This window comes from Bariatricus massiliensis (genome assembly GCF_900086725.1).
Classification (GTDB): Bacteria; Bacillota; Clostridia; order Lachnospirales; family Lachnospiraceae; genus Allocoprococcus; species Allocoprococcus massiliensis.
This window is the reverse complement of sequence record NZ_LT574837.1, coordinates 1,057,234-1,081,838: the sequence shown is the minus strand read 5'-3', so window position 1 is coordinate 1,081,838 and position 24,605 is coordinate 1,057,234. Positions and strand designations below refer to the sequence as shown.

Sequence of the window (24,605 nt, the reverse complement as noted above, 5' to 3'; positions counted from 1 at the left end):
GGTCTATGGTGATCGGAGCTTCCGGCGAAATAGATAATCCCGGTATGCCTTATGCACCTCCTGCTTCATCTTGGCCGCTATAGGGACCCGGATGCCGTTGTGAAGAACAAAGTTACGGTCTTCAATCATATTTACTTTATCCATATTTACTGTGCAATTTCTATAGCAACAAAGAAATTGCGAATAATCTTTCAGCATTGGCTGAAATTCCCCAAAGGACATGTAAGAACGTATCAAGGAAGTCTGTGTGTGTATCTGGATATAGTGGTTATAATAGTCGGTATATAAGATATCTGATATAAGCACTTTCGTGTAAGTACGCCCTTCTTTGACTTCTATATAGTGGTTGTCGCAGGGGAGCTTTTCAATACATAAATTACAGGTTTCCACAAAACGCTGATAAGAAATCGGCTTTACCATATAATCAAATGCGCGGACTTGAAAGCCTTCTATGGCATAATCGGAGCTGGAAGTGGAAAATATAATAAAACAATGGGAATCCTTTTTGCGGATTTCTCTGGCAAGAGAGATTCCGTCTATTTCCTGCATCATTATATCCAGAAAAACGAGGTCATACTTGCCTGGGTGAAAATTTTCAAGGAAACTGGGAGAATTGCTGTATGTATGGATAGAGCCGGCAAGCCGGGCGGACTCACAATATTGGAGCGCAAAGCCCTTAAGAATCTCAAGGTCAATGTCAGAATCGTCAACAATCGCGATTTTCATAATGTTGTACCTCCTTTTTGTAATTAAGGATACATTATAGTTATCTTAGCATAATGCATAAAAAAATCGACTATTATGTAAGAAACAGACAATAAAATGGTAAAAAATACATGCAATCAGTAAAAATCTGAGAAATTAAACTTTCGTCAACTTGCATAGAGAAATTAAAAATCTTTGTTCAAGTCAGTCATAGACCAAAGTATTTTTTTTTATTATACTTGATTACAGATAAGGCGGTAAGCCGCAGATGGAAAGAAAGACATTTTAGGAGGAAAGAACCAATGGCAAGTTTATCATTGAAACATATCAACAAAGTTTACCCGAACGGTTTTGAAGCAGTAAAAGATTTTAACCTCGAAATTCAGGACAAAGAATTTATCATCTTCGTAGGTCCTTCCGGATGTGGTAAGTCCACAACACTGCGTATGATTGCAGGTCTGGAAGAAATCTCCAGCGGAGAGTTAAAAATCGGGGACAAAGTAGTAAATGATGTGGAACCGAAGGACAGGGATATTGCGATGGTATTCCAGAACTACGCTCTCTATCCTCATATGACTGTATATGATAACATGGCGTTCGGATTGAAGCTGAGAAAAGTTCCGAAACCGGAAATCGATAAGATGGTTCGTGAAGCGGCAAAGATTCTTGATTTGGAAAGCCTACTCGACCGTAAGCCGAAAGCTTTATCCGGTGGACAGAGACAGCGTGTTGCCATGGGACGTGCTATCGTGCGTGACCCGAAGGTATTCCTTATGGATGAGCCTCTTTCTAACTTGGATGCTAAGCTGAGAGGACAGATGCGTATTGAGATTTCAAAGCTACATCAGAGACTGGGGACGACAATCATCTATGTAACACATGACCAGACAGAGGCTATGACTCTTGGTACAAGAATCGTTGTTATGAATGCTGGTATCGTTCAGCAGGTGGATACACCGCAGGTATTATATGATACTCCATGCAACTTGTTCGTTGCAGGATTTATCGGATCTCCGCAGATGAATTTCCTTGACGCTGTATGTAATGTGAAAGGGGATAAGGTTACTCTTAAGATTGGACCGTCCGATATCGAGCTTCCACCGTCAAAAGCGAAAAAGCTTATAGACGGAGGATATGATGGAAAGACTGTCGTACTTGGCATTCGTCCGGAAGATGTGCATGATGAGCAGATGTTCATTGAATCTTCTCCTAACACTGTAATTGAGGCGACTATCCGTGTATATGAGATGCTTGGCGCAGAAGTTTATCTGTACTTTGATTACGAAGGAGCAAGCATGACTGCGAGAGTTGACCCAAGAACAACCGCAAGGACAGGCGACACAGTTAAGTTTGCTTTTGACGCAGAGAAGATACATGTATTTGACAAAGAGACAGAATTGACGATAACTAACTAACATAAACTAATTAGTGCCCTGCCGGCTGAGTTCCGGTGGGGCGCTTCTTATATTCTTCTTTATTATTTTTGAATTTGAGATTGACAAAGGTGGTAATAATGCGTATAGTAAGGGTTAGTAAGAGGGAGTAACCTACGCTGTATGCGTTCGCGGTGTCGTCAGTACGATGGGCACATCCGGTACCGTGAAGAAGTGGTGAGACTTTTATTGCAGGACGTTCATGCAATAGGGGTCTTTTTTTTGTATAACGTCTTCTGTGAGGTAAATACTAAATTAGGAGGAGACATATTATGAAAGAATTTTATCAATTGTCAGCCACGGAAGTAAAGCGGGAGCTTAACGGATACGAGGAGCCGCTGACATCAGACGATGTTGAAAAACATAAAGAAAAATATGGGGCAAATGAGCTGGCTGAAGAAAAAAAGAAGGGAACCCTTGCTGTGTTTTTGGAGCAGTTCAAGGATTTTCTGGTTGTTATTCTGATTTTTTCTGCCATAGTTTCCGGATTTTTGGGTGACGGAGAGAGCGCCGCAGTCATTCTCGTCGTGATTACGATTAATGCAGTGCTGGGGACGGTGCAGACGAAGAAAGCGGAGCAGTCGCTCGCGGGGCTTAAGAAGCTATCCGGACCGGAGGCAAAGGTTCTCCGGGGTGAAGCCGTAGTTTTGCTTCCTACAAGAGAGATTACCGTTGGGGATATCGTCCTGCTTGAAGCGGGAGACTACGTGCCGGCCGACGGAAGGATAATAGAAAATGCAAGCTTGAAGATCGATGAGAGCGCTTTGACGGGGGAGAGCGTGGGTGTAGACAAGACATCGGACGTTATTGAAGAAGAAGTTCCATTGGGAGATAGGAAGAACATGGTGTTTTCCGGCAGCTTTGTCACCTATGGACGCGGTTCTTTTGTCGTTACCGGAATCGGCATGGGAACCGAAGTGGGTAAGATAGCCGGGCTGCTTAAGACGACTTCGGAGAAGAAGACGCCGCTTCAGGTCAGCTTAGATCAGTTCGGCCAGAAGCTTTCTATAATTATTTTAGTCTTCTGCGGTATTCTGTTTGGCATCAGTGTATTCAGGGGTCAGGATATAGGGAACGCATTTTTGTTCGCGGTGGCGTTGGCTGTGGCGGCTATTCCGGAGGCGCTCAGCTCCATTGTTACAATTGTGCTTTCATTCGGAACACAGAAAATGGCGAAAGAGCATGCCATTATCCGCAAACTGCAGGCGGTGGAAGGCCTTGGCAGTGTGTCGGTCATCTGTTCAGATAAAACGGGCACCTTGACACAGAATAAGATGACGGTAGAGGACTATTATGTGGAAGGGAGAAGGATACGGGCGGCAGCCATTGATGTGGAGGACCGGGCACAGAACCAGCTTTTGACATACAGTATTTTATGTAACGATTCTACTAATGTGGATGGAGTGGAGCTGGGGGATCCGACGGAAACGGCTCTTATCAACCTTGGAAGTACACTGCACAGGGAAGCAAAGGAGATTCGGGAGAAATATCCGCGTCTGAGTGAGATCCCGTTTGACAGCGACAGGAAGCTAATGTCCACATTGCATAAATTAGACGGTAAATATATAATGGTCGTAAAAGGCGCTGTGGACGTGCTGCTGGGCCGTATGACGGCAATACAGAAGCAGGGAGCTGTGTGTGCGGTTACAGAGGAAGAGATAGAGAAGATCGTGGCCCAGAACGAAGCGTTTTCACAGGAAGGGCTCCGGGTACTGGCATTCGCTTACAAGGAGATGCCTCAAGCGGCAGACAAGGCCTATGAACCCGGCCAAAAGGACGGACGGCTTGCGCTGGAGGATGAAAAGGAATTAACCTTCCTCGGACTTATCGCTATGATGGACCCGCCCAGAGAAGAGTCAAAAGCTGCCGTGGAAGAATGTATCAGGGCAGGAATCAAGCCCATTATGATTACCGGTGACCATAAGGTGACCGCGTCGGCCATCGCCCGTAGAATCGGTATCCTAAAGGATGACAGTGAAGCCTGTGAAGGCGCGGATATTGAGTCTTTGACGGATGAGGAGCTGAAAGATTTTGTGGAGGGGATCTCGGTGTATGCAAGGGTATCGCCGGAGCACAAGATTCGTATCGTGCGGGCATGGCAGGAAAAGGGCAATATTGTGTCTATGACGGGGGACGGAGTGAACGACGCCCCGGCTCTAAAACAGGCGGACATCGGTGTTGCCATGGGCATCACTGGCACAGAAGTGTCCAAGGACGCGGCGGCGATGGTATTGACCGACGACAACTTTGCTACTATTATTAAGGCAGTAGAAAACGGCAGAAATGTCTATCGCAATATAAAAAACGCAATCCAATTTTTGCTTTCCGGTAACTTTGGCGCCATTTTGACTGTGCTGTACGCTTCCATCGCAGGGCTTCCGGTACCATTTGCCCCAGTACACCTGCTATTTATTAACTTGCTGACGGACAGCCTTCCGGCTATCGCGTTAGGAGTGGAACCGCATACGAGCAGGGTGATGGAAGAGAAACCCCGCCCGGTCAATGAGTCCATTCTGACGAGAGACTTTTTGATTAAAATAGGGACGGAGGGGCTCGTGATTGCCTGTACGACGACTGCGGGGTTCTTGATTGGATACCGGCAGGGCGGAGGGGCGCTGGGAAGCACCTTTGCCTTCGGCACGCTCTGTCTGTCCAGACTGGTTCATGGATTTAACTGTAAGTCTGAAAGACCGGTAGTGTTCACGAAAAGATTTTTCAATAATTTATATTTAATTGGTGCGTTCGTGATAGGGTTTGCATTGATCACGGCAGTCTTGACAGTCCCTGCTTTGAATGGGATTTTTAAGGTAGTAACTTTGCGCATGCCTCAGATGATGACGGTATATGGGCTTGCAGTCATGAACCTGCTTGTTATACAAGTTCTGAAATGGTTCAGGAGGTTCAACAGAAGATAGATAGGAGAGTGATACGTTTATGGATTGGAGTCAAGTGACTTTTAAGAAAATCAGAGGGCTCATTGTATTTACCATGGTTCTTCTCGTGGGTCTGTGGAAGTTTGATATTGTGCTTGACGCGCTGGTGTTCATATGGGGAATCGTGTTCCCCTTTGTCCTTGGGGGCGCCATTGCGTTTATAATAAATGTGCCTATGAGTTTTTTGGAAAGTAAAATCTTTGGCAAAGATAAGGAGAGGAGGAGTGCGGCAAAGAATAAAATTGCCCGTCCTTTAAGCTTGATCGTCACTATTGCCCTTGTTATCGGCGTGATTGTGCTGGTCATGTTTGTCCTTGTACCACAGCTTGCCGAGACGTTTTCAAACCTAGGGCAGAGTATTGCCGCGTTTATTCCTAAGATGCAGGAGTGGGTAAAAGAATTTACGAATAATCCTGATATCATGGCGTGGGTCAATCAATTGGAATTTGACCCGGATAAGATGATTCAGTGGGGCGTGGATTTTCTTGGAAACGGTGCAGGGAACATGATGAATACAACGCTTTCTGCCGCGATGAGCATCGTCAGTGGATTTGCGACGTTTTTCATTGCATTCTCCTTTGCGTGTTATATTTTGGTACAGAAGGAAAAGCTGCATGTACAGGTGAGGAAAATAATTTTTGCCTTCATACCAAAGAGAAAGGCGGAGGCAGGCCTTGAAGTATGTTCGCTTACTTATAAGACTTTTTCTAGCTTTCTGACTGGCCAATGTGTGGAGGCTGTCATATTGGGGAGCATGTTCGTTGTGTCAATGACTTTGCTCCGCATGCCATATGCACTATTGATAGGGATAATTATTGCTTTCACTGCGCTGATTCCAATCTTCGGCGGCTTCATCGGATGCATATTAGGATTTTTCCTTATATTTATGGTCAACCCAAAACAGGCGCTCATATTCGTCGTTCTGTTTTTAATTTTGCAACAGATAGAAGGGAATCTGATTTATCCTCATGTAGTTGGCGGCTCCGTCGGACTGCCGTCTATTTGGGTATTGGCGGCTGTCACCATCGGCGGTAACTTGATGGGGATTGTGGGAATGCTGATTTTTATTCCTATTGTGTCTGTGATATATACGCTTTTCAGAGAAATCGTATATTTGGAGTTGAAGAAACACAGAATTAAGAAGGTTACGGCCCACACCGTGGAGGAGTATACGGAAGAGGAAGTAGAAAAGATGCAGGAAGCTTTCAAGAGAGAGCATGCAAATGACTGATGACAGGCCCGGCAGAATGCCGGGCTTATTTCATTATATAGGAAAGTCCTTCGAACTTTCCTATATAATAAAACCTTCCGGGGGTTGCACACAATGTGCAGAGGAAAGCTGCTTCGCAGCCGCACTTTGTTCTAATATTAGGAAAATTCGTCCTATGAAATAAAAACTAATGAAAAGGTGTGGAGTGTGTGCTATAATAAGCATATTCAAATAGTAAAGTGTAATGGAGTATAATACTTTTCTATACGTTATATTTCGAGAGGCCGTGAAGTCAGATGAAAAAGATAGAAAATGAGAGAATATTTTGGGAAAAAGTCAATCACGACATCAGAACGCCGTTAAACGGGATTAGTGGATTACTATATCTGATGAGACAGAACCTGCATGATCCAAACAAGATGGAAGAATATTTGGATAAGATTGAGGCGTCGGCGGAGGAACTTAAGTACCAGCTCGCGTTGCTGTTGAATCTGGAGGGTATCATGGAGCCCGGACTTTATGAGGATAAAGTAGATGCAGCGGTCATGGCGGAGGATGTCCTGCACGGCAAAAATATATTGATTGTGGAAGACAATGAGATTAACCGAGTGATTGTACGTGAGATTCTCGAGAGCTGGGGATGCACGACTCTGCAGGCCGTCGATGGACTGGAAGCCACGAAGATATTTGAAGACAGCGGCAATGGAGAGATAGACTTTATCCTTATGGATATACGCATGCCTTATATGAATGGCTATGAGGCGGCAAAAAGGATTCGCGGCATGAGCCGGGAAGATGCCGGAAAGGTGGTTATCATAGCGTTGACGGCCAATACCTATCAGGCAGAAATAGAAAAAGTAAAAGAAGCGGGGATGGATGGGATTATCACGAAACCACTGCATGTAAGCGCGCTGCGCCATTTGATGATGTCAAAAGCCGTAAATGACCGTAAATAAATATACTGAATTAAAGTGGAGCACACTACTCCAGAGACATGGTTCTAATCAAACTTTTGATTAAAGGGTACAATAATTATAGACCATATCAGAGGAGAGGTGTATAATGCTTGCGCGTAGAGGACTATGTTGCGGAGCGGATCAAAGAATTATGTGATAAACATGGATTTTCGAAATACCGGCTTGCACGGTTGACAGGAATGTCTCAGACGGCCTTGGGAAATATATTTGCAAAAACCAGTATCCCCACGATTCCAACTTTGGAGAAAATATGCGAGGCTTTTGATATCTCGCTTGCCCAGTTCTTTGCTGGGGAAGGTGACAGGCCTGATTTGACAGATGCCCAGAAAGAAATACTGGAATTATGGAGCGAACTAAATGCAGAGGAGCAGAAAATATTGCTTAAATTTATCCGCAGTCTGGAGAGCTAGTGTCACGTCAGATTACGAATGTCCGGTGGATGTCAAAGGAAATATCCGCTTTGTTGACAAAAATAAGGGAACAGTTCAAGTAGTATTGAACTGTTCCTTTTCATATATATAGGTAGAATAAGTATAATGGGAGTGGATATATGTTAAATTATCTCTGGGCAGGTATGATAGTGATTGGGGTTGTATTTGCCGCTTTTACCGGGAAAATGCCGGATATTACGAATGCTGCGCTGGATTCATCTAAGGAGGCTGTCACGCTCTGTATCACCATGCTGGGCGTGATGTCCTTCTGGGTGGGATTGATGGAAATTGCTAAGAGAGCAGGTATTATGGAGAGCGCCGCACGGAGAATGCGGCCGTTGATTCGGTTTTTATTTCCAAGCCTTCCCAAGGGACATCCGGCGGAGGAACATATTACGGCCAATATCATTGCTAATGTACTAGGGCTTGGCTGGGCTGCCACACCTGCGGGGCTTCGGGCGATGGATGAGCTTGGCAGGCTGGAGGAGGACAGAAGGCGGGGAAGGCTGCCGGGGCCGGTGCGCGAGAAAGGCGTGGCCAGCAATGAGATGTGTACGTTCCTGATTGTGAATATTTCTTCCCTCCAGTTGATTCCGGTAAATATTATTGCTTACCGCAGCCAATATGGAAGCGTGAATCCTGCGGCCATTGTGGGAGCCGGGATTATTGCTACATCGGTGAGTACACTGGCGGGGATTATATATTGCAAAATGAGGGACAGGGGGCGGAGGGTGTAATATATATACCTCTGCAATCTGACGAAAATGTATGATAATAGCTATCGTTTTTTGGAAATCTCCCCATTGAATTTCATGTTTCAATTTTATATAATAAACGTTCATATATAAAATTGAGATGGAAGAGGGAAAGCAATGAAGGCATTACAGAAAGACATGACATCCGGGAGCCCGGCGAAAATTATACTTGATTTTACCCTGCCCATATTTATCGGGAACGTGTTTCAGCAGTTTTACAATATGGCGGATACCGTGATTGTAGGAAAGTTTGTGGGAACTAAGGCCTTGGCGGCCGTCGGAAGCACAGGGACGATTATGTTTTTGATTATCGGCTTCGTACTGGGGATGACGGCCGGCTTTACCGTGCTGACGGCGCAGCGGTTCGGGGCGGGAGATATGCCAGCTATGCGGCAGACGGTGGCAAGTGCAGTTCTCTTGTCGGCAGGTATGTCGGTCATCCTTACCGTTGTCAGTATGGTCTTTATGAAGCCGCTGCTGGAATTTATGCATACACCTGCCGACATCTTTGAGGATGCATACGCCTATATCATGATTATCTGTGCCGGCATTTTCGCGCAGATGCTTTATAACCTGCTGGCAAGTGTCCTGCGTGCCCTCGGCAACAGTAAGATACCTCTGTACTTTTTGATTATGGCAGCGCTCTTAAACATTGTGCTGGATTTAGTGTTCATCATCGCGTTCGGGCTTGGGGCTGCGGGCGCCGCCTATGCTACGGTAACGGCACAGGGTGTTTCGGGAATATTATGTCTTGTATATATCGTAAAGAAAGTACCGGTTCTGCATTTGGAAAGGGAGGACTGGAAGCCTAAGGGACACCTGCTCAAGATTCAGCTAGCCGTGGGCTTTCCTATGGCGCTACAGTATTCTATAACGGCCATCGGCACGATGATGGTACAGACATCGCTGAACCTTCTTGGTTCTATTCAGGTTGCCGCGTTTACGGCAGCCAGCAAGATTGAGCAGATTGTGACGCAGGCATATATCGCGCTGGGAACGACTATGGCGACCTACTGCGCCCAGAACATCGGGGCAGGCAATATACCGCGGATCAGAAAAGGATTTAAGGTGGCTACGATTATGGGGTGTGTTTACTCTGTGATTGTGGCGGCAGTTATTATGACCGTGGGGAAATACATGACCTATCTGTTTCTCTCCGGCGATGTGGCGGACATTATGAAATCGGTGGATATCTACTTGAAATGTGTGGGTATCTTCTTTATTCCGCTGACCGTGGTCAACCTGTACCGGAATGGGATACAGGGGATGGGATTTGGCCTGCTTCCCATGATGGCGGGTGTGGCAGAGCTGGTGGGGCGCGGTGTCGTGGCGGTCATTGCTTCACGGCAGAAAAGCTTCGTGGGAGTGTGTCTCGCAAGCCCTGCCGCATGGGTACTTGCCGGAGCCTTATTGTTGGTAATGTATTATTACGTCATTAAAAAGTGCGAAAAGAAATTTAAAAAGTATTATACTAATTAAAATTCTTGTCTCTCACCAATTTCAATCATTTGCCGCCGGGCAGATGAATAGAATGATAGAGAGGATATTCAGCGGAGTTTTTCGTATGAAGGCATTTTTGTATATAGCTGATTTTATAGTACCGTTCTTAATCCTGAGCATTGTAATCTATGGATTGAGTATGAAGGTCAATGTATATGACACGTTTATTAAAGGGGCTAAGAGTGGTTTTTTTACGGTCATCAAGATTATGCCCACCTTGATTGGACTGATGGTCGCGGTGGGGATTCTGCGGGCTTCGGGATTTCTGGACTTTCTCTCCAGACTGATCGGTCAGTTTACGGGGGCGTTTGGATTTCCCGGTGAGCTGGTTCCGCTTACCGTTGTAAAAATGTTCTCCTCCTCGGCGGCGACCGGACTTCTACTTGATATATTTAAAGAGTTTGGGACGGATTCATACATAGGGCTGATTGCGTCCATATCGATGGCATGCACGGAGACCATTTTCTATACTATGTCGGTCTACTTTATGACGGCGAAAGTGACGAAGACCAGATACACTTTGACAGGAGCGATGATTGCCACATTCGCCGGGCTGGCGGCCAGTGTGGTTATGGCAGGTATGATGTAGCGGTATGATGAGGGCAGAAGGATAGATTGAGAAAGCGGGGGAGCTAATGGAAATGGAACCCTCGCTTTTTGCTTGACGAAATGCCGGGGAATGTGGATAATAGTCAATAAATGGTAGAGGACGAAGGAATGAGATACGGAGGAGGAACTTATGAAGGAATTTCTAAAAAAGAAAAATGTTATATTTTCGGCAAAACGATATGGGATTGACACGCTGGGGGCTATGGCACAGGGGCTTTTTGCCTCTCTTTTAATCGGGACAATCATCAGCACATTGGGGGAACAGTTAGGGATTGAGATATTGGTAACGGTGGGCGCTTATGCGAAAGGGGCTACCGGTGCCGCTATGGCTGTTTCTATCGGATATGCATTGCAGTGTCCGTCACTCGTACTGTTTTCGCTGGCAGCAGTGGGGATGGCGGCCAATGAATTGGGGGGAGCAGGTGGCCCGTTGTCCGTGCTGGTAGTGACTATATTTGCAGCAGAATTCGGGAAAATAGTTTCTAAAGAAACTAAAATAGATATTATTGTAACTCCTCTTGTGACAATCAGTGTGGGTGTACTTTTGTCCCTATGGTGGGCGCCTGCCATAGGAGCGGCGGCCAGCAGTGTGGGCGGCGCGATTATGTGGGCCACGGAGCTGCAGCCGTTCTTCATGGGAGTGCTGGTATCTGTCATCGTCGGCATGGCGTTGACACTCCCCATCAGCAGCGCGGCCATCTGTGCAGCGCTTTCGTTGACCGGGCTTGCCGGAGGCGCTGCCGTGGCGGGATGCTGTGCGCAGATGGTGGGATTTGCAGTGATCAGCTTCAAGGAGAACCGCTGGGGCGGCCTGTTTGCGCAGGGCATCGGAACCTCTATGCTGCAGATGGGCAATATTGTCCGCAATCCAAGAATATGGCTCCCGCCTACGCTGGCCTCCGCCGTCACCGGCCCCATCGCTACCTGTGTCTTTCAACTGAAGATGAACGGTCCCGCTGTTTCGTCCGGAATGGGGACCTGCGGGTTCGTGGGGCAGATCGGTGTGTATACCGGCTGGATGAATGATATTGCGGAAGGGACAAAAGCTGCGGTGACGGCAATGGACTGGGCAGGCCTTGTGCTTATCTGCTTTGTGCTGCCGGGTCTCCTTTCTTGGCTGATAGCGGTACCTATGAAGAAGAAGGGCTGGATAAGAACAAATGATTTGAAGCTGGATATGTAAAAACCGGCTTACTGTTTTTCCAGCAATTCTTCTTTCACATAGTTCTCCAAGACGTCAAATGGAGCGGGGCCCACATCCAATACAGCCTTGTGAAACTCTTTTTGTTTGAAATCGCTGCCTAATTCTGCGGCGATTTCTTTTTTTAATTGAAAGATTTTGACATAGCCCAGATAGTATTTTAAATAATTGCCCGGATCGCCCACGATCAATTCATAAACACGTTGTATCGCGTTGATATCGGTAATTCCATAATCTTTAAAAAACTTAATCGTGTCAGTCACGCTCCAATTATCGTAATGGATACCCATATCTGCCAAAGCATAGAGCCCTAGGATGACTGAGCTGTTTTTTTGGAGCAGAGTCGCATCATTTTTGGAGAGTGGGGCCATGTAGTATGACATCATCTCGGCATAGGTGGCCCAGCCTTCCACATAACCGCCGAAGTCCAATATATTGCGGACCGGGTCGGCCTCCTTGGAGGCAAAATAAACGGTTTGGTAGAGATGCCCCGGGTAACCTTCATGGGCCAGAGTGGTGTATAAGTTGAGTCCTTTCACGGTCTGCCCTTCGTTGATATAAATTACATTGTCGGTTGAATTGTCAATGGCAGGAATCATGTAAAATGCGGGACTCAAATATTCCTGCATCGCTTCGGGAACGTATTTTACGTTTACGTTGACCGAAGGTATAGAGGGGAACGCCTCAGTTATTTTGCTCTTTAGGTCATTGAGCATGGAAGTGGGCTCTGTTGTCTCGAGAATAGAGGCAGCCTGACTGTCGGCCGTACTTCCAGAGGTGTAAAGAATATTCTGCATGGCCTTCAAATCTTCCGCCATCTGTTTTTTCGTCATTTTCTGTAGTGTAGGAATGCTTTCGGATATTCCCGTACTGTGTTTGACCACATATTCATAGTAAGCCTTCCCATCGGGAAGGTTGCAGAGACCTTTTTCATTTTTGCCGGTTCCTTTTAGCTTTGTCAACTCTTGTATCAAGTTTTCATAGGCAGGAAAGATTACGGACTGAATGCAGGAGGCGTTTTTGGAGGTAAACGTTTCCTTCTGCTTGTCGGTAATGCCGTCCACTGTGTTAAGGCGCTCTTGAAAGGTAGTGTAAAGATAATTGTTGTCCCCCATATCTATAAACGAGCGGCACTGTTCGGTGACGGAGTCTACTTGATAATCGGGCATAAAGAGCCCGGAGTCGGATTTGGTCTGCTCAAACAGTATGAGCGAGCCAAAATAATCTCCTGTCTTTTCTAACAACTGGAGATAGATGTCTACATCTTCCGCGGAGTGGAACTGGTATTCAGACAGTAAGACCGGAAGCTGGGCATGAAGCCCGGTGACGGGACTAAGCGGCTCTTCGTAGAGAAGGAAGCGGGCGCCCGACGAGGCGGTTTCCAAATAAGAATCCAGAACATCGTAGGTGAGCCGGTTCTCTTTCGAGAGTGCGGAATCTTTGAATTCGTGCAGGGCCGCAGAGCAGTTTTCCAATGCCGCGTGTGACATGGCCGGGTCGGTGGAAAAGCTGCCGTATGTAATGGGATAGTCCAGAAGCCCGTAGTCTGATGGATTCTGCAAGGTATAATGGAGGCTTATGGTGCTGGAGGATACCTCCTGTTGAAATAATCGGTTGGTAAAAGTCTCGAAGGATTTGTCATCAGGGCTTGTTTTGGAAAACGCTTTGCAGCCGCTGAGGACTAGAATCAGAACGGTTGTCGTCAGGAGGAGCCGGTAAAGGCCTCTGCGGTAAGATGAGAATGAACTGCGCATAGAAACTCCATAAGGGTGTTTTTTATTAATTTATGATAATAAAACCAATAGTAGACGAACAATTTTTGTGTTTTCATGTGTCTTGTCACCTGTAAATATATATGCTATAATGGTGTAACTTTAACGGGAAAGGTGAGTTATGATGACGATAACAGAAGAGATACAAAAATTAAAAGAGGAAAAGGACGCCGTGATATTGGCTCATTATTATGTAGAGCCGGAGGTACAGGTCATTGCCGACTATGTAGGTGATTCGTTCTACTTGAGCAAAGTAGCGGTGGGGCTCAGTGAGCAGACCATTGTATTTTGCGGGGTATCATTCATGGGGGAGAGCGCCAAGGTGCTGAATCCTGAGAAGACGGTTCTGATGCCGGATGCAGAGGCCGACTGCCCGATGGCGCATATGGCAGATGCGGATACGATTCAAGCCATGCGGGAAAAATATGAGGATTTGGCGGTGGTCTGCTATATCAATTCTACTGCGGAGCTGAAGCGTCATTCGGACGTGTGCGTGACCTCCGCCAATGCGGTACAGATAGTGAAGGCGCTGCCGAACCAGTACATATTCTTTATACCAGACCGTAATCTGGCGCATTACGTCGCAGGACTCGTGCCGGAGAAGACCTTTGTATACAATGAAGGATACTGTCCTACACATGAGCGCATGCAGACAGAGGAGATCCGAAGGGCAAAGGAAATGCATCCGCAGGCGGAAGTGCTTTCCCATCCGGAATGTCCGCAGGCCGTTCTTGCCATGTCCGATTATATTGGCAGCACTACCGGTATCATTAATTACGCGAAGAAGAGTGATGCCAAGGAGTTCATTATCTGCACGGAAATCGGCGTACGTTACCAACTGCAGCAGGACAATCCCCAGAAGAAATTTTATTTTACAGAGACTGAGCCGGTCTGTCCGGATATGAAACGGATTACATTGGAAAAGATTCTCCATGTTCTGAAAACCGGCGATAATGAGGTTCAGGTAGATACGGGGCTTAGGGAGGAATCAAGGAAGCCGCTTGAGAGGATGCTGGAGCTGGCAAAATAGGTCTGCGAAAGGACAAGTTATGGAAATGAAAACAGACATAGTGATCGTGGGAACTGGCGTAGGCGGTCTATTTTCTGCGCTGAACCTGCCCCGCGATAAGCAGATTGTGATGATTACTAAAGAGGATATGCAGAGCAGCGATTCCTTTTTGGCGCAGGGCGGCATCTGTGTACTGCGTGGAGAAGAAGATTATTCCAGCTATTTTGAGGATACGATGAAGGCCGGGCATTATGAAAACCGCAAGGAATCCGTAGATATTATGATACGCAGTTCACGGGAAGTGATAGACGATCTGGTAGACTGTGGCGTTGAATTTGAAAGGCAGAACGGAGAGTTTGTCTATACGAGAGAAGGCGCCCATTCAAAGCCCCGGATTCTTTTTCACGAGGATATTACGGGAAAAGAAATTACCAGTAAACTGCTGGAACAAGTAAAGAAGCTCCCCAATGTTGCGATTTATGAGTATACTGCTATGACGGACATTCTGGAGCGTGCCGGAAGGTGCCACGGTATTGTGGCGAAGACGAAAGCTGGCGAAGAGATGGAGATTTGGGCCGATTATACGATATTGGCCAGCGGGGGTATCGGCGGCCGTTACCGCCACTCAACAAATTATCCCCATTTGACAGGAGATGCCATTGAGATAGCGAAAAAGCACGGCATCCGTCTGGAACATCTGGATTATGTCCAGATTCATCCCACCACACTTTATTCTAAAAAGTCCGGGCGCAGATTCCTTATATCGGAATCTGTGCGGGGAGAAGGGGCGGTGCTCTATAACAAGAGAAAAGAACGGTTCGTGGATGAACTGCTTCCGAGGGACGTGGTCACCAAGGCCATCGAGGAAGAGATGGAGAAAGACGGAACGGACTTTGTGTGGCTCTCTATGGAGCATATTGACAAAGAGACAATTCTAGGGCATTTTCCCAATATATACCGGCATTGTCTGGAAGAAGGCTATGATGTGACAAAGGAATGTATCCCGGTAGTGCCCGCCCAGCATTATTTTATGGGCGGTATCTGGGTGGACTGCGACAGCAGGACTTCTATGGACAGGCTCTTTGCGGTAGGGGAGACCAGCTGCAACGGTGTCCATGGCGCCAACAGGCTAGCCAGCAACTCCCTGTTGGAAAGCCTTGTCTTCGCAAAACGTGCGGCCGCGGCCATAGATGGAGAAATCAAAGGGAAAGGATGTAGACGAGATGAATGATATAACAATGACACTGCAGGCAGACCACCTGATTTTGCAGGCGCTTGAGGAGGATATTTCAAGTGAGGATGTGACTACGAATTCGGTGATGAAAGAAGCTGTGGACGGCGAGGTGCAGCTCATCTGTAAGCAGGATGGCGTAGTGGCCGGGCTCTCCGTGTTCCAGCGTGTGTTTGAGCTTTTGGATGGTACGGTCAAGACGGAGCTATACTGCAAGGACGGGGATGAGGTGAAGAATGGGCAGCTTATGGGCATTGTGACCGGAGATATCAGAGTCTTGCTGTCCGGTGAGAGGGTAGCCCTAAACTACCTTCAGCGGATGAGCGGGATTGCCACGTATACACATGAGGTGGCAGGCCTCCTTGTGGGCAGCAGGACGAAACTTCTTGATACAAGAAAGACGACGCCGAATATGCGTATCTTCGAGAAATATGCGGTGCGGGTCGGCGGCGGTTACAACCACAGATACAATTTGTCCGACGGAGTACTTTTGAAAGACAATCATATCGGTGCGGCCGGCGGCGTGCGTGAGGCGGTTCTGGCGGCCAAGGAATATGCGCCCTTCGTCCGTAAAATAGAGGTGGAAGTGGAGAATCTGGATATGGTGCGCGAGGCTGTGGAGGCGGGGGCCGATATTATCATGCTGGATAATATGACTCCTGAGCAAATGGAGGAAGCGGTTGCGCTGATTGACGGCAGGGCAGAGACAGAGTGCTCCGGGAATGTGACAAAGGAAAATATCGGCCGGCTTACCGCACTTGGCGTGGATTACATTTCCAGTGGCGCTCTGACACATTCGGCACCTATTTTGGACATCTCTTTGAAAAATCTACATGCGGTATAGGAGGAGAAAAGAATGACAGGTGCTGAGCGCAGGAACGACATGTTGAGCCGTATTAAGAGCAGCGCTGTCCCGGTCTCGGGGAAAGAGATGGCGCGGATTTATGAGGTGAGCCGTCAAGTGATTGTACAGGATGTTGCCCTGCTGCGTGCGGCCGGCAATGATATTATATCGACAAACAGAGGTTATATACTCCATGCCGTACCGGTGGCAAGCCGGGTATTTAAGGTCAGCCATACGGATGAGGAGCTGGAGGAGGAACTTTGCTCTATCGTGGATTTGGGCGGAAAGATAGTCAATGTCATGATCCGCCACCGTGTCTATGGAGAGATGGAGGCGGAGCTCCAGATTAATTCCAGACGGAAGGTGATGGAATTTCTGGAGGACTTAAAGAGCGGAAAATCCAGTCCGCTCAAGAACATCACCGCCAACTATCATTATCATAAAGTTGAGGCAGAGAATGAGGAAACGCTGGATCTGATTGAAAAAATGCTTCGGGAAAAACGCTTCCTTGTGGAAAATTAGCTGTGTCAATTATATGAAAAGCAGTCCCTATCTGTTGGACAGAGGGGACTGCTTTTTTGAGCAATTTGAAGGTTATCTTTCCGGCATTTTAAAGTCGGCCAAAGCTCTGTTCAGGAAATCATTGAACGGCTTCATCCGGCGGCAGATATCTGCCGCAGTCTTGACGAAGCCCTCTGCGTCTTGGAATTCCTCATCGGTGATCGTGTATTCCAAATACCAGCTTTTATTTTTTAGGTATTCTGCCTGAGGGTGTTCCCTGTCATAGCCTTTGGGGACATTTTTGAGTGCCGTGCCCTTCACTGTAAAATAATCCTTAAAATCATCTGCCGTAATAATCTGCTCCCACTCGGACGGGTGCGCCGCAATATAGTCCCTTATCATGGCAGTTGCATCTTTGAACATATCGGCAAAAAGTCCTCCGCCTATGAAAGAATTTCCGCCCGGTTTTATTACAAAATAGTACCCAACAGGAATGGGGAGCTTCCCCTTTGACGCTATATGCGCACGAAAAGCGGGATTATAAGGGGATTTGTCGTGACTGAACCGGGTATCCCGCACTAACTTAAAGGTCAAGTCTTTTGGATTGTTGTGCAGGATATCGGAATCGTTCTTGCCAATCTCCAGAATTAACTCCTGCAGAAGAGACTCAAATTCCTGTACCGCCGTTTTGTAAGTTTCTTTGTTGGCGTGATACCATTCCCGGTTGTTGTTGGCTGCCAAGTCTGACAGATAAGTCAAAATAATCGAAGTATTCATTTATACCCCCTCCGTTCCCAGATTGTTCACAATGGAAATCTGTGTAGAGCTCAGGAAATCTCTGATAAATCTGCGTGTGCGCTCCGGAGATTCATAGGTTTTGCAAAAATGAAATCTGCCGGCCAAGTCGTCGATCTCTTCCATGGCATTTTTTACACCGGTTATCTCCTCTGTTGACACTTCTTTCGAGGAGGTGTATTCCAGATGGGCAGGATGAAGGCGGTGGCTTTGGATTGCATAGTTGAGCCGGTCTTTGCAACGGCACTTCCCACCGCCAAATTCGCCGCAGTAAGCTTCCAGAAAGTCAGCCATCTTCCGGCGGACTCTCACCAGACGCTGGCGGTAAGCCTCGGGAGTGATGCCAAGAATCTCTCCGGCAATACGGCTGTCCACTTTGAACATGGTACCCAGTATAAAAATACAGCGGCTCTCGGTATCCAGACATTGCAGCATGACGTTGGTACAGGACAGTTTGAGCTCTTCCGCCAGAATCGCCTTCTCTACATTCTGAGTCAGGTCGGGGATGTCCTCGGCCCCACCGTTTTCAATGTCATAGCCATAGTACTCAAAACTCAGCGGATGCTGTGAAAACATATTTTTCTTATAATCTTTTAGATGATTGGCCGCGATTCGAAATACCCATGTGGAAAAAGCGCTCTCTTTCTTGAAAGATGAAAGGTGGGTAATCACTTTCAGCAGAATTTCTTGTGAGGCGTCCTCCGCGTCGGGAAAAGTTCCAAGCATCCTGAGAGACAGGTTAAATACCAGATCCTGCACACTGAGGATGATGGTCTCCAGAGACTTTTCGTCACCGGCAATTGCTTTGTCAATTAAATCTGTAAGGTCTTTGTTCGTTGATTTATCCATATTTTTTTACCTCCTATTTCATTAGACATCAAGGAGCCCCTGCTTGTGACAAAAAAATTAAAATTATTTTATGCAATATTCGAGCAGAGGTTTTAAATCTTCTTTCGAAGCGCAGTCATAGGAGGATGCAATAGCACGATAGGACTCGCTGTTCCCTTCTTGCTTTTTCAGCATACTGCGGAACATGGACATCATAATCCGGCTCCCCAGACTCATTTTTTCATAGCATAGGCCGCCCTGAAAATAGTAAGCTTTTATTTGGCTCCATTCATCATCTGTGAAGTTTTGCCGTAAACATTTTGCGGTCTCAGCAGAGTCGGCAGGAGTGGCGCCGCTGGCGAATACAACAACTTTTTTGCCGGCCATTGCAGGCAGTTTTTCTTTGAACCATTTCAAGCCTCCAATGCTTCCCGCGTAAATACCACCGCCGTATATGACTGTATCATACGCGTCAAAATTGATGGCGCTTCTCCTTGCGTAGGGAATGACATCGCAGGACAGTTCTTCTCCTATCCATTTGGCGAAGCGTTCTGTAAAACCGGTTTTGCTTTTATAGATTACAATTGAATTGTGGCTCATATCGGGCCTCCTTTATGATTGTTTTGCTTGGGACAAAAATGTTTGATATGCATGTTCCAGCTGTTCGGTTACCTCGTGGACGGGAATGCCCGGCTCTGTAGTGGCGAGGATAGTCCCGATTCCGGTAGTGTAAATGAGCATATCCATATGGAGCTGTTTTGCTTTTTCCGTACTGATTTGAAGTTCCTTGGAGATAAAATCCGCCATATCGGAGCTGGCCTCTGTTTCGTAAATATCATGCAAGGAATGAATGTTACAGCGCCTGTGAAGTATGAACATCTGGAAAATATGGGGTTCTTCCTCTGCCAGCCGGATATAAGCGTACCCGGTGCTGCGGAAAATATCTGATTTATCAATGTGTTCCGTGATATAACGTTTGACGAAACCTCGTGTCCGTGCAAGGACATCCTGATGAAGCCCCTCCATATTTTGGCAGTATGTATATATGGGCTGAACGGAGCAGCCTAATTTGCGCGCAATATTTTTTACTAGAACTTCATGCATTCCTCCGCTGCGGGCAAGCGAAAAGGCGGCGTCCACTACCATATCCTTGGTAATCCGTTGCTTTGGCATTTGTAATACCTCCTTTTATATTATATAAATAGTTTATATAAATAAGTTATATTAAAATTCACAAGAAGTCAAGAGGTTTTTGGATGAAGTCAAAGATTTATAAAAGACATGCCGGCGGCTCGGATTAGATTTGGTATGTTGAGTCAAAGTCTAATCCGGCCGCCGGCATCTGTGAAAAGGCGTGGAAAGCACATATCGTAAGGACTCACATCATCTTTTCTGTTATGATTTGAGATGTTTTCTTTTTGTTTTCAAGTGCTTTGCCGCCTAACTTTTTGTAAGCTTCGGCATACAAAATATCAATTAAAAAAAGCTGCGCAGTTTTTGCCGCTATGGACCCACCCTCCATTGGGCCTTCGTTCGCGCCGCACAGCAGCAGTACGTTAGAATACTGGGCTGCCGGAGTCTTTTGGAACATAGTCACGAAGACGACAAAAGCTTTTACACTATGGCATATGCGGGCAATCTCGATACAGTCTTTTGTAATGCCTGAGTTACAGAATATAATTGCCAAATCGCCCTCACCAAGCAGTGCGGCCTGTGTTAGCTGCATGTGTGCGTCAGTGTTGAAGATTACATTGGGCAGAATCTTCATGAACTTGTTGCGGGCTTCGCTGGCGCTGGTCCCTGAGCCGCCGAAGCCGAAAAGATTGATACTTCTGGCCGAAACGAGTACGTCAGTCACTTTGGGAATGGCGTTGTAGTTCATTGTGTCGAACGCTTGAGTCAGGGCCAATTGGTAGGCCTCCAGTACTTTGGTCGCCGTATCCTTACAATTGTCAGTGTCAGTTACATTGATTTTATCCTTTTTATAGGTTGTATCGGGGCCGGAGGTACTGAGCGCCAGCGATAACTTGAAATCCTGATATCCCTTTAAAGACAGCGTGCGGCAGAAGCGGAACACACTTGTCTCTCCAACTTCGCATAACCGCGATAAATCAGTGATTGTAGAACTGAGGGCTGCCTGAGGGGATGAAAGTACAAAATCGGCAACTTTTTTCTCGGCTTTTGTCATCTTTGAATACCGGCTTGTTATCTCTGTCATAAGATTAGTGGTGGCCACGGATAACACCTCCTTCTCATGTGATATGCCACGGTGGATGTTAGAGTTTCCGGACATACTTTATAACAATATTTTACAGTAAAAAAAATTTCCTGTCAATTGTGAAAAAAACAGTTAAAATATAGTTTGATAATTAAAAATGGAATAGAATAAATTAAAAATAAAAAAAATTTTTATTTTATATTTTTGGAAAACATACATGGAAAAGAATGGATAAATACAAAAGATTAGTAAAATGAAACAAATAAAACCTAGTAAATATAGAGAATATGCACAGTTGACAATAGAGTAGCACAATGATAATATTATTTCAAAAGATTAACAAAAAATGCCATTTCTCTAAAAAGAAAAATCATATTATATAAAATAAAAAAATTTCTTTCAAAAAGAGAAAGGCGTATATCAAAGGAGGAGAAAAATGAAAAAGAAAGTATTAAGTGTTCTTCTGTGTGCAGCTATGGTGACCAGCCTTGTAGTTGGGTGCGGAGGGAAAAAAGACGATGGAGATGCTGCTAAGACGGACAGCGGAAAACCGTTTGCGGGGGAAAAGTTGACGGTACTGTACATGTCTAGTGTCTATGCGGATGCGGCGAAAGACATGGTGGAGGAATTCGAGGAACAGACGGGGGCGACAGTCGAGGTAGTAGACTTCCCGTATACCACACTCCATGAGAAAGCGCTGCTTGACTTGACCAGTGGAACCGGTTCTTATGATGTGATTGATGTCGCAAGCCAGTGGGACGGTGAATTTGCCCCTTACATGACGGAGCTTACAGACTTCATAGAAAAAGACAATTACAATATGGATGAATTTATTGAGAAGGTATTGGAGAACTCCGGAACTTGGCAGGGGACGGTAACCGGAATCCCTAATGCCAGCACACCTCAGCTTTTCGCTTACAGGACAGACTTGCTGCCCGACGGACTTCCGGATACATGGGAAGAATACCGGGAGATGGCAAAAGCACAGACAGACCCGGAAAAGGGTATGTATGGTATTTCCGTGTCAGCTACAACGGGACAGCTGGGCGGCGTGTTTGACTATGTGTTATGGTCGATGGGCGGCGCATGGGCCGATGAAGACTGGAATGTGACAATCGACTCACCGGAAACAAGAGCAGCTTTAGAACATTTAAAAGAGATTCAGAAGTATGCTGACCCATCCATTCTGTCATGGGGGACGGAGGAGTCTATTAAAGCATTCTTGGACGGCAATGCGGCTGTCTGTGAAACATGGCCTACATTGGGACTGGTGCAGGCTGCGGACGATGAGGCACAGTCAAAAGTTGCCGGAAAATGGGCTTTAAGTACTATTCCATATGGCAAGACGGGAACAACATTGTTGAGCGCATGGGATTTGTCTATCCCATCCAGTTCTAAAAATCAGGAGCTTGCATGGGAATGGGTAAAAATGTATACAAGCGCAGAAAAACAGAATGAATTTTATGAAAAATACGGCATCCTGTCACCTAGAAAAGCCTTTTGGGAGCAGGACGGCATCAAAGGAACTTATATGGATACAGTCAGAGAAGCCTTGGATACAGCCAATTTATGGTGGAGAATCCCCGCTTCCACAGAGGTCGACACTATGCTCAACACAGTAGTAAGCGAATATATGTCAGGTCAGATCGAGTTGGAAGAGGCTGTGAAAAAGATGGACAAAGGAATTGAAGACGCCTTAAAGAATGCTCCTCCGGAAGAGGGAACGAAAAATTATAATCTTTAATCAATCTGACAATGTAAAGGTATGGGAGGAAGTTACCTGCGGAGTGTTCATCTGCAGGTAATCTTCTTTAAGGAAAGGGATGTAGACGGATATGATGAAAAAAAATAAAGGGAAAAACCCTGCGCCAGTGATGCATAAAAGCAAAGGAGATAAATTTGCATCATGGATGTTTTTGACTCCTACCATGATTTTTCTTGGTATTACGGCGCTGCTCCCACTGCTGTATTCTCTGTACTTGAGTTTTTTTAGACTGAAACTGAACTTGCCTAATGCAGTCCCGGAATTTGTTGGGCTTCAGAATTATATAAAAATGTTCAGCGACCCGGCGCTCCTTACAAGCACGAAAAATACACTGTTTTTTGCGGTGATTTCTGTAGCTCTGGAGCTGGCAATTGGAATGCTGCTCGCGATGGCGCTTTGTTCCGACAAGATGTGGGCCAGAATATGCACCTCCATTTTCCTGATACCGATGATTATGGCACCCGTTGCCGTCGGTACACTGTGGCGTATGATGCTGGATTCGACTACCGGGATTATCAATTATCTGCTCGGCTTTTTGGGAGTTCCCAGTATCACATGGCTCAGCAGCCCGAAGACCGCTATGCTGGCCGTTATCTTGGTCAATGTCTGGCAGCTGGTTCCCTGGGTTACGATTATCTGTGCGGCCGGATTAAAGGCATTGCCGGGGGATTGTCTGGAAGCCGCTACAGTGGACGGCGCTACAAACGGGCAGATTTTCAGAAAAATCGTTCTGCCGATGATGAGCCCGGTGCTGACAGTAGTGGTAATGCTGCGTTTTGTTGACGCATTTAAGGTATTTGACACGGTCTATGTAATGACCAACGGCGGGCCCGGAAGCGCTACAGAGATGCTTCCCAACTACATTTACAAACAAGGCCTTAAGTTTTTTGACGCCGGATACTCGGCATCGCTGGCTATTATTTTCGTAGTTGTAATGACGCTGGTCACGATGGGATTTTTGAAACTGAGGGACAGAATGGAGGAGAACATATAATGAAAATGAAAAAGCAAAGGAAGCTGCCGACACCTGATAACATTATCGGTAATTTTGCCGGGCGGCCTGTCCGGGTGATTTTGGTAGTTTTGAGTATGATTCTTATTTTGTTTCCTCTGTACTGGCTTCTGACGAGTTCGTTCAAAGTGAAGGCAGAGTATTTGGCTAACCCGCCGGTACTGTTTCCGAGCAGTTTAACTTTAGACAGTTACGAGAGCGTATTCGGGAAGGACCAGTTGTTCAACAATTTTCTGAATACGATGATTGTGGCGGCGGTGTCTACTATAATCTCCGTACTGCTGGGAAGTATGGCGGCCTATTCGGTGGCGAGGGGGAAAATCGGCAAACGGGCCAGAAAATACTTTGGACTATGGTTCATGATACAAAAGATGTATCCTGCCATTGCTACTGCTATTCCGGTCTATCTGGTCATGAGGACACTTCATCTGATCGATACTAGAACGGCATTGATTATTATGAATACAAGCTTTAACCTGCCATTAGTTATATGGCTCATGATGGGATTTTTCGAACAGCTACCATATGAACTGGAAGAATCGGCCATGCTGGACGGGTGCGGCTTTACGAAGCGTTTCTTCTATATTATTTTCCCGATTACAAAGCCGGGTATTATTGCCTCTGGAATTCTCGCATTTATTGGTGCTTGGAATGAGTTCTTATTTGCAGTCATCTTAAGTGTAAATAAATCAAAAACACTGCCGGTGGTCATTGCCGGTTTTATCACGGACAGAGGACTCGAATGGGGGCCGATGGCGGTAACGGCAGTCATTACGCTGGTGCCTGTTCTGCTCATTGTGTGGGCGGCCCAGAAGAATTTCGTGCAGGGTCTGGCTATGGGCGCCGTCAAAGGATAAAAATAGTGAGGGAATAAGG

23 protein-coding genes are annotated in these 24,605 nt (G+C 46.3%); 16 read left to right on the top strand and 7 right to left on the bottom strand.

Annotated elements, in window-relative coordinates; genetic code table 11:
- Nucleotides 1-3 precede the first annotated feature (3 nt).
- The gene (locus tag BN6465_RS11405; protein WP_066734950.1) at nt 4-726 is read right to left on the bottom strand and encodes a LytR/AlgR family response regulator transcription factor; all 723 of its coding nucleotides are present in this window, start codon (nt 724-726) and stop codon (nt 4-6) included.
- Nucleotides 727-1,007: 281 nt separating this feature from the next.
- Here BN6465_RS11405 and BN6465_RS11400 point away from each other — a divergent pair, with 281 nt between their 5' ends.
- The 9 genes from BN6465_RS11400 to BN6465_RS11360 all read left to right on the top strand — a co-directional run bounded on the left by BN6465_RS11400 (nt 1,008) and on the right by BN6465_RS11360 (nt 11,736).
- Entirely contained in the window at nt 1,008-2,120 is a 1,113-nt protein-coding gene (locus BN6465_RS11400) for an ABC transporter ATP-binding protein (RefSeq protein ID WP_066734949.1), read from the top strand.
- A gap of 290 nt (nt 2,121-2,410) precedes the next feature.
- Complete coding sequence (locus tag BN6465_RS11395; protein WP_066734948.1) at nt 2,411-5,053, top strand: cation-translocating P-type ATPase; 2,643 nt, start codon at nt 2,411-2,413, stop codon at nt 5,051-5,053.
- Between the two features lie 19 nt (nt 5,054-5,072).
- Complete coding sequence (locus BN6465_RS11390; protein ID WP_066734947.1) at nt 5,073-6,302, top strand: AI-2E family transporter; 1,230 nt, start codon at nt 5,073-5,075, stop codon at nt 6,300-6,302.
- Between the two features lie 275 nt (nt 6,303-6,577).
- Nucleotides 6,578-7,237: a response regulator gene (locus tag BN6465_RS11385; RefSeq protein ID WP_066734945.1), complete on the top strand. Its 660-nt coding sequence runs from the start codon at nt 6,578-6,580 to the stop codon at nt 7,235-7,237.
- A gap of 110 nt (nt 7,238-7,347) precedes the next feature.
- The gene (locus tag BN6465_RS11380; protein WP_066734943.1) at nt 7,348-7,668 is read left to right on the top strand and encodes a helix-turn-helix domain-containing protein; all 321 of its coding nucleotides are present in this window, start codon (nt 7,348-7,350) and stop codon (nt 7,666-7,668) included.
- A 140-nt stretch (nt 7,669-7,808) separates the two neighbouring features.
- Complete coding sequence (locus BN6465_RS11375) at nt 7,809-8,426, top strand: nucleoside recognition protein (RefSeq protein ID WP_066734942.1); 618 nt, start codon at nt 7,809-7,811, stop codon at nt 8,424-8,426.
- A 135-nt stretch (nt 8,427-8,561) separates the two neighbouring features.
- Nucleotides 8,562-9,923 carry an MATE family efflux transporter gene (locus BN6465_RS11370; RefSeq protein WP_066734940.1) on the top strand — a complete coding sequence of 454 codons (1,362 nt, stop codon included), beginning with the start codon at nt 8,562-8,564 and terminating at the stop codon, nt 9,921-9,923.
- 85 nt (nt 9,924-10,008) lie between these two features.
- The gene (locus tag BN6465_RS11365; protein ID WP_066734938.1) at nt 10,009-10,533 is read left to right on the top strand and encodes a spore maturation protein; all 525 of its coding nucleotides are present in this window, start codon (nt 10,009-10,011) and stop codon (nt 10,531-10,533) included.
- A 150-nt stretch (nt 10,534-10,683) separates the two neighbouring features.
- The gene (locus BN6465_RS11360) at nt 10,684-11,736 is read left to right on the top strand and encodes a PTS transporter subunit IIC (protein ID WP_066734935.1); all 1,053 of its coding nucleotides are present in this window, start codon (nt 10,684-10,686) and stop codon (nt 11,734-11,736) included.
- Nucleotides 11,737-11,744: 8 nt separating this feature from the next.
- Here BN6465_RS11360 and BN6465_RS11355 read toward each other — a convergent pair whose 3' ends face one another.
- Nucleotides 11,745-13,508, bottom strand: coding sequence for a DUF885 domain-containing protein (locus tag BN6465_RS11355; protein ID WP_066734933.1), 1,764 nt, complete (start codon nt 13,506-13,508; stop codon nt 11,745-11,747).
- A 142-nt stretch (nt 13,509-13,650) separates the two neighbouring features.
- On the opposite strand from BN6465_RS11355, the gene nadA reads away from it, so the two are divergent.
- From nadA to BN6465_RS11335, 4 genes are read left to right on the top strand one after another with little or no spacing between them, the layout of a single operon-like run.
- On the top strand, nt 13,651-14,556 hold the full coding sequence (gene nadA / locus BN6465_RS11350) for a quinolinate synthase NadA (protein WP_066735301.1): 906 nt from the start codon (nt 13,651-13,653) through the stop codon (nt 14,554-14,556).
- 19 nt (nt 14,557-14,575) lie between these two features.
- Nucleotides 14,576-15,766, top strand: a complete 1,191-nt coding sequence (locus BN6465_RS11345) for an L-aspartate oxidase (RefSeq protein WP_066734931.1) — start codon at nt 14,576-14,578, stop codon at nt 15,764-15,766.
- Nucleotides 15,759-16,610 carry a carboxylating nicotinate-nucleotide diphosphorylase gene (gene nadC, locus BN6465_RS11340; protein ID WP_066734930.1) on the top strand — a complete coding sequence of 284 codons (852 nt, stop codon included), beginning with the start codon at nt 15,759-15,761 and terminating at the stop codon, nt 16,608-16,610. Before BN6465_RS11345 ends, nadC begins: the two co-directional genes overlap by 8 nt.
- 12 nt (nt 16,611-16,622) lie before the next feature.
- Nucleotides 16,623-17,132, top strand: a complete 510-nt coding sequence (locus tag BN6465_RS11335; RefSeq protein WP_066734929.1) for a transcription repressor NadR — start codon at nt 16,623-16,625, stop codon at nt 17,130-17,132.
- 72 nt (nt 17,133-17,204) lie between these two features.
- On the opposite strand, the gene BN6465_RS11330 is transcribed toward BN6465_RS11335, so the two are convergent.
- From BN6465_RS11330 to BN6465_RS11310, 5 genes are all read right to left on the bottom strand, one after another.
- On the bottom strand, nt 17,205-17,888 hold the full coding sequence (locus tag BN6465_RS11330) for a DUF2461 domain-containing protein (RefSeq protein ID WP_066734928.1): 684 nt from the start codon (nt 17,886-17,888) through the stop codon (nt 17,205-17,207).
- Nucleotides 17,889-18,755 (bottom strand): RNA polymerase sigma factor, encoded by an 867-nt coding sequence (locus BN6465_RS11325; protein WP_066734927.1) that lies wholly within the window; start codon nt 18,753-18,755, stop codon nt 17,889-17,891.
- Nucleotides 18,756-18,818: 63 nt separating this feature from the next.
- Nucleotides 18,819-19,334: a flavodoxin domain-containing protein gene (locus BN6465_RS11320; protein ID WP_066734926.1), complete on the bottom strand. Its 516-nt coding sequence runs from the start codon at nt 19,332-19,334 to the stop codon at nt 18,819-18,821.
- Between the two features lie 12 nt (nt 19,335-19,346).
- Nucleotides 19,347-19,907 (bottom strand): TetR/AcrR family transcriptional regulator, encoded by a 561-nt coding sequence (locus tag BN6465_RS11315; RefSeq protein WP_066734924.1) that lies wholly within the window; start codon nt 19,905-19,907, stop codon nt 19,347-19,349.
- A 205-nt stretch (nt 19,908-20,112) separates the two neighbouring features.
- Complete coding sequence (locus BN6465_RS11310) at nt 20,113-20,970, bottom strand: MurR/RpiR family transcriptional regulator (protein ID WP_082891662.1); 858 nt, start codon at nt 20,968-20,970, stop codon at nt 20,113-20,115.
- A gap of 418 nt (nt 20,971-21,388) precedes the next feature.
- On the opposite strand from BN6465_RS11310, the gene BN6465_RS11305 reads away from it, so the two are divergent.
- The 3 genes from BN6465_RS11305 (at nt 21,389) to BN6465_RS11295 (ending at nt 24,586) form a co-directional block, all read left to right on the top strand.
- A complete protein-coding gene (locus tag BN6465_RS11305; RefSeq protein WP_066734922.1) occupies nt 21,389-22,696 on the top strand; it encodes an ABC transporter substrate-binding protein in 1,308 nt (435 codons plus the stop codon).
- A 91-nt stretch (nt 22,697-22,787) separates the two neighbouring features.
- Nucleotides 22,788-23,711 (top strand): carbohydrate ABC transporter permease, encoded by a 924-nt coding sequence (locus tag BN6465_RS11300; protein WP_227183593.1) that lies wholly within the window; start codon nt 22,788-22,790, stop codon nt 23,709-23,711.
- The gene (locus BN6465_RS11295) at nt 23,711-24,586 is read left to right on the top strand and encodes a carbohydrate ABC transporter permease (RefSeq protein WP_066734919.1); all 876 of its coding nucleotides are present in this window, start codon (nt 23,711-23,713) and stop codon (nt 24,584-24,586) included. The genes BN6465_RS11300 and BN6465_RS11295 overlap by 1 nt, the downstream gene beginning before the upstream one ends.
- The last annotated feature ends 19 nt before the right edge of the window (nt 24,587-24,605 follow it).

Coding starts and splice junctions, on each gene's coding strand:
- BN6465_RS11325 (WP_066734927.1), bottom strand. CDS start 18,755: ATGGATAAATCAACGAACAAAGACCTTACAGATTTAATTGACAAAGCA.
- BN6465_RS11390 (WP_066734947.1), top strand. CDS start 5,073: ATGGATTGGAGTCAAGTGACTTTTAAGAAAATCAGAGGGCTCATTGTA.
- BN6465_RS11385 (WP_066734945.1), top strand. CDS start 6,578: ATGAAAAAGATAGAAAATGAGAGAATATTTTGGGAAAAAGTCAATCAC.
- BN6465_RS11345 (WP_066734931.1), top strand. CDS start 14,576: ATGGAAATGAAAACAGACATAGTGATCGTGGGAACTGGCGTAGGCGGT.
- BN6465_RS11305 (WP_066734922.1), top strand. CDS start 21,389: ATGAAAAAGAAAGTATTAAGTGTTCTTCTGTGTGCAGCTATGGTGACC.
- BN6465_RS11365 (WP_066734938.1), top strand. CDS start 10,009: ATGAAGGCATTTTTGTATATAGCTGATTTTATAGTACCGTTCTTAATC.
- BN6465_RS11315 (WP_066734924.1), bottom strand. CDS start 19,907: ATGCCAAAGCAACGGATTACCAAGGATATGGTAGTGGACGCCGCCTTT.
- BN6465_RS11395 (WP_066734948.1), top strand. CDS start 2,411: ATGAAAGAATTTTATCAATTGTCAGCCACGGAAGTAAAGCGGGAGCTT.
- BN6465_RS11355 (WP_066734933.1), bottom strand. CDS start 13,508: ATGCGCAGTTCATTCTCATCTTACCGCAGAGGCCTTTACCGGCTCCTC.
- BN6465_RS11400 (WP_066734949.1), top strand. CDS start 1,008: ATGGCAAGTTTATCATTGAAACATATCAACAAAGTTTACCCGAACGGT.
- nadC (WP_066734930.1), top strand. CDS start 15,759: ATGAATGATATAACAATGACACTGCAGGCAGACCACCTGATTTTGCAG.
- BN6465_RS11375 (WP_066734942.1), top strand. CDS start 7,809: ATGTTAAATTATCTCTGGGCAGGTATGATAGTGATTGGGGTTGTATTT.
- nadA (WP_066735301.1), top strand. CDS start 13,651: ATGACGATAACAGAAGAGATACAAAAATTAAAAGAGGAAAAGGACGCC.
- BN6465_RS11335 (WP_066734929.1), top strand. CDS start 16,623: ATGACAGGTGCTGAGCGCAGGAACGACATGTTGAGCCGTATTAAGAGC.
- BN6465_RS11330 (WP_066734928.1), bottom strand. CDS start 17,888: ATGAATACTTCGATTATTTTGACTTATCTGTCAGACTTGGCAGCCAAC.
- BN6465_RS11370 (WP_066734940.1), top strand. CDS start 8,562: ATGAAGGCATTACAGAAAGACATGACATCCGGGAGCCCGGCGAAAATT.
- BN6465_RS11405 (WP_066734950.1), bottom strand. CDS start 726: ATGAAAATCGCGATTGTTGACGATTCTGACATTGACCTTGAGATTCTT.
- BN6465_RS11300 (WP_227183593.1), top strand. CDS start 22,788: ATGATGAAAAAAAATAAAGGGAAAAACCCTGCGCCAGTGATGCATAAA.
- BN6465_RS11360 (WP_066734935.1), top strand. CDS start 10,684: ATGAAGGAATTTCTAAAAAAGAAAAATGTTATATTTTCGGCAAAACGA.
- BN6465_RS11295 (WP_066734919.1), top strand. CDS start 23,711: ATGAAAATGAAAAAGCAAAGGAAGCTGCCGACACCTGATAACATTATC.
- BN6465_RS11320 (WP_066734926.1), bottom strand. CDS start 19,334: ATGAGCCACAATTCAATTGTAATCTATAAAAGCAAAACCGGTTTTACA.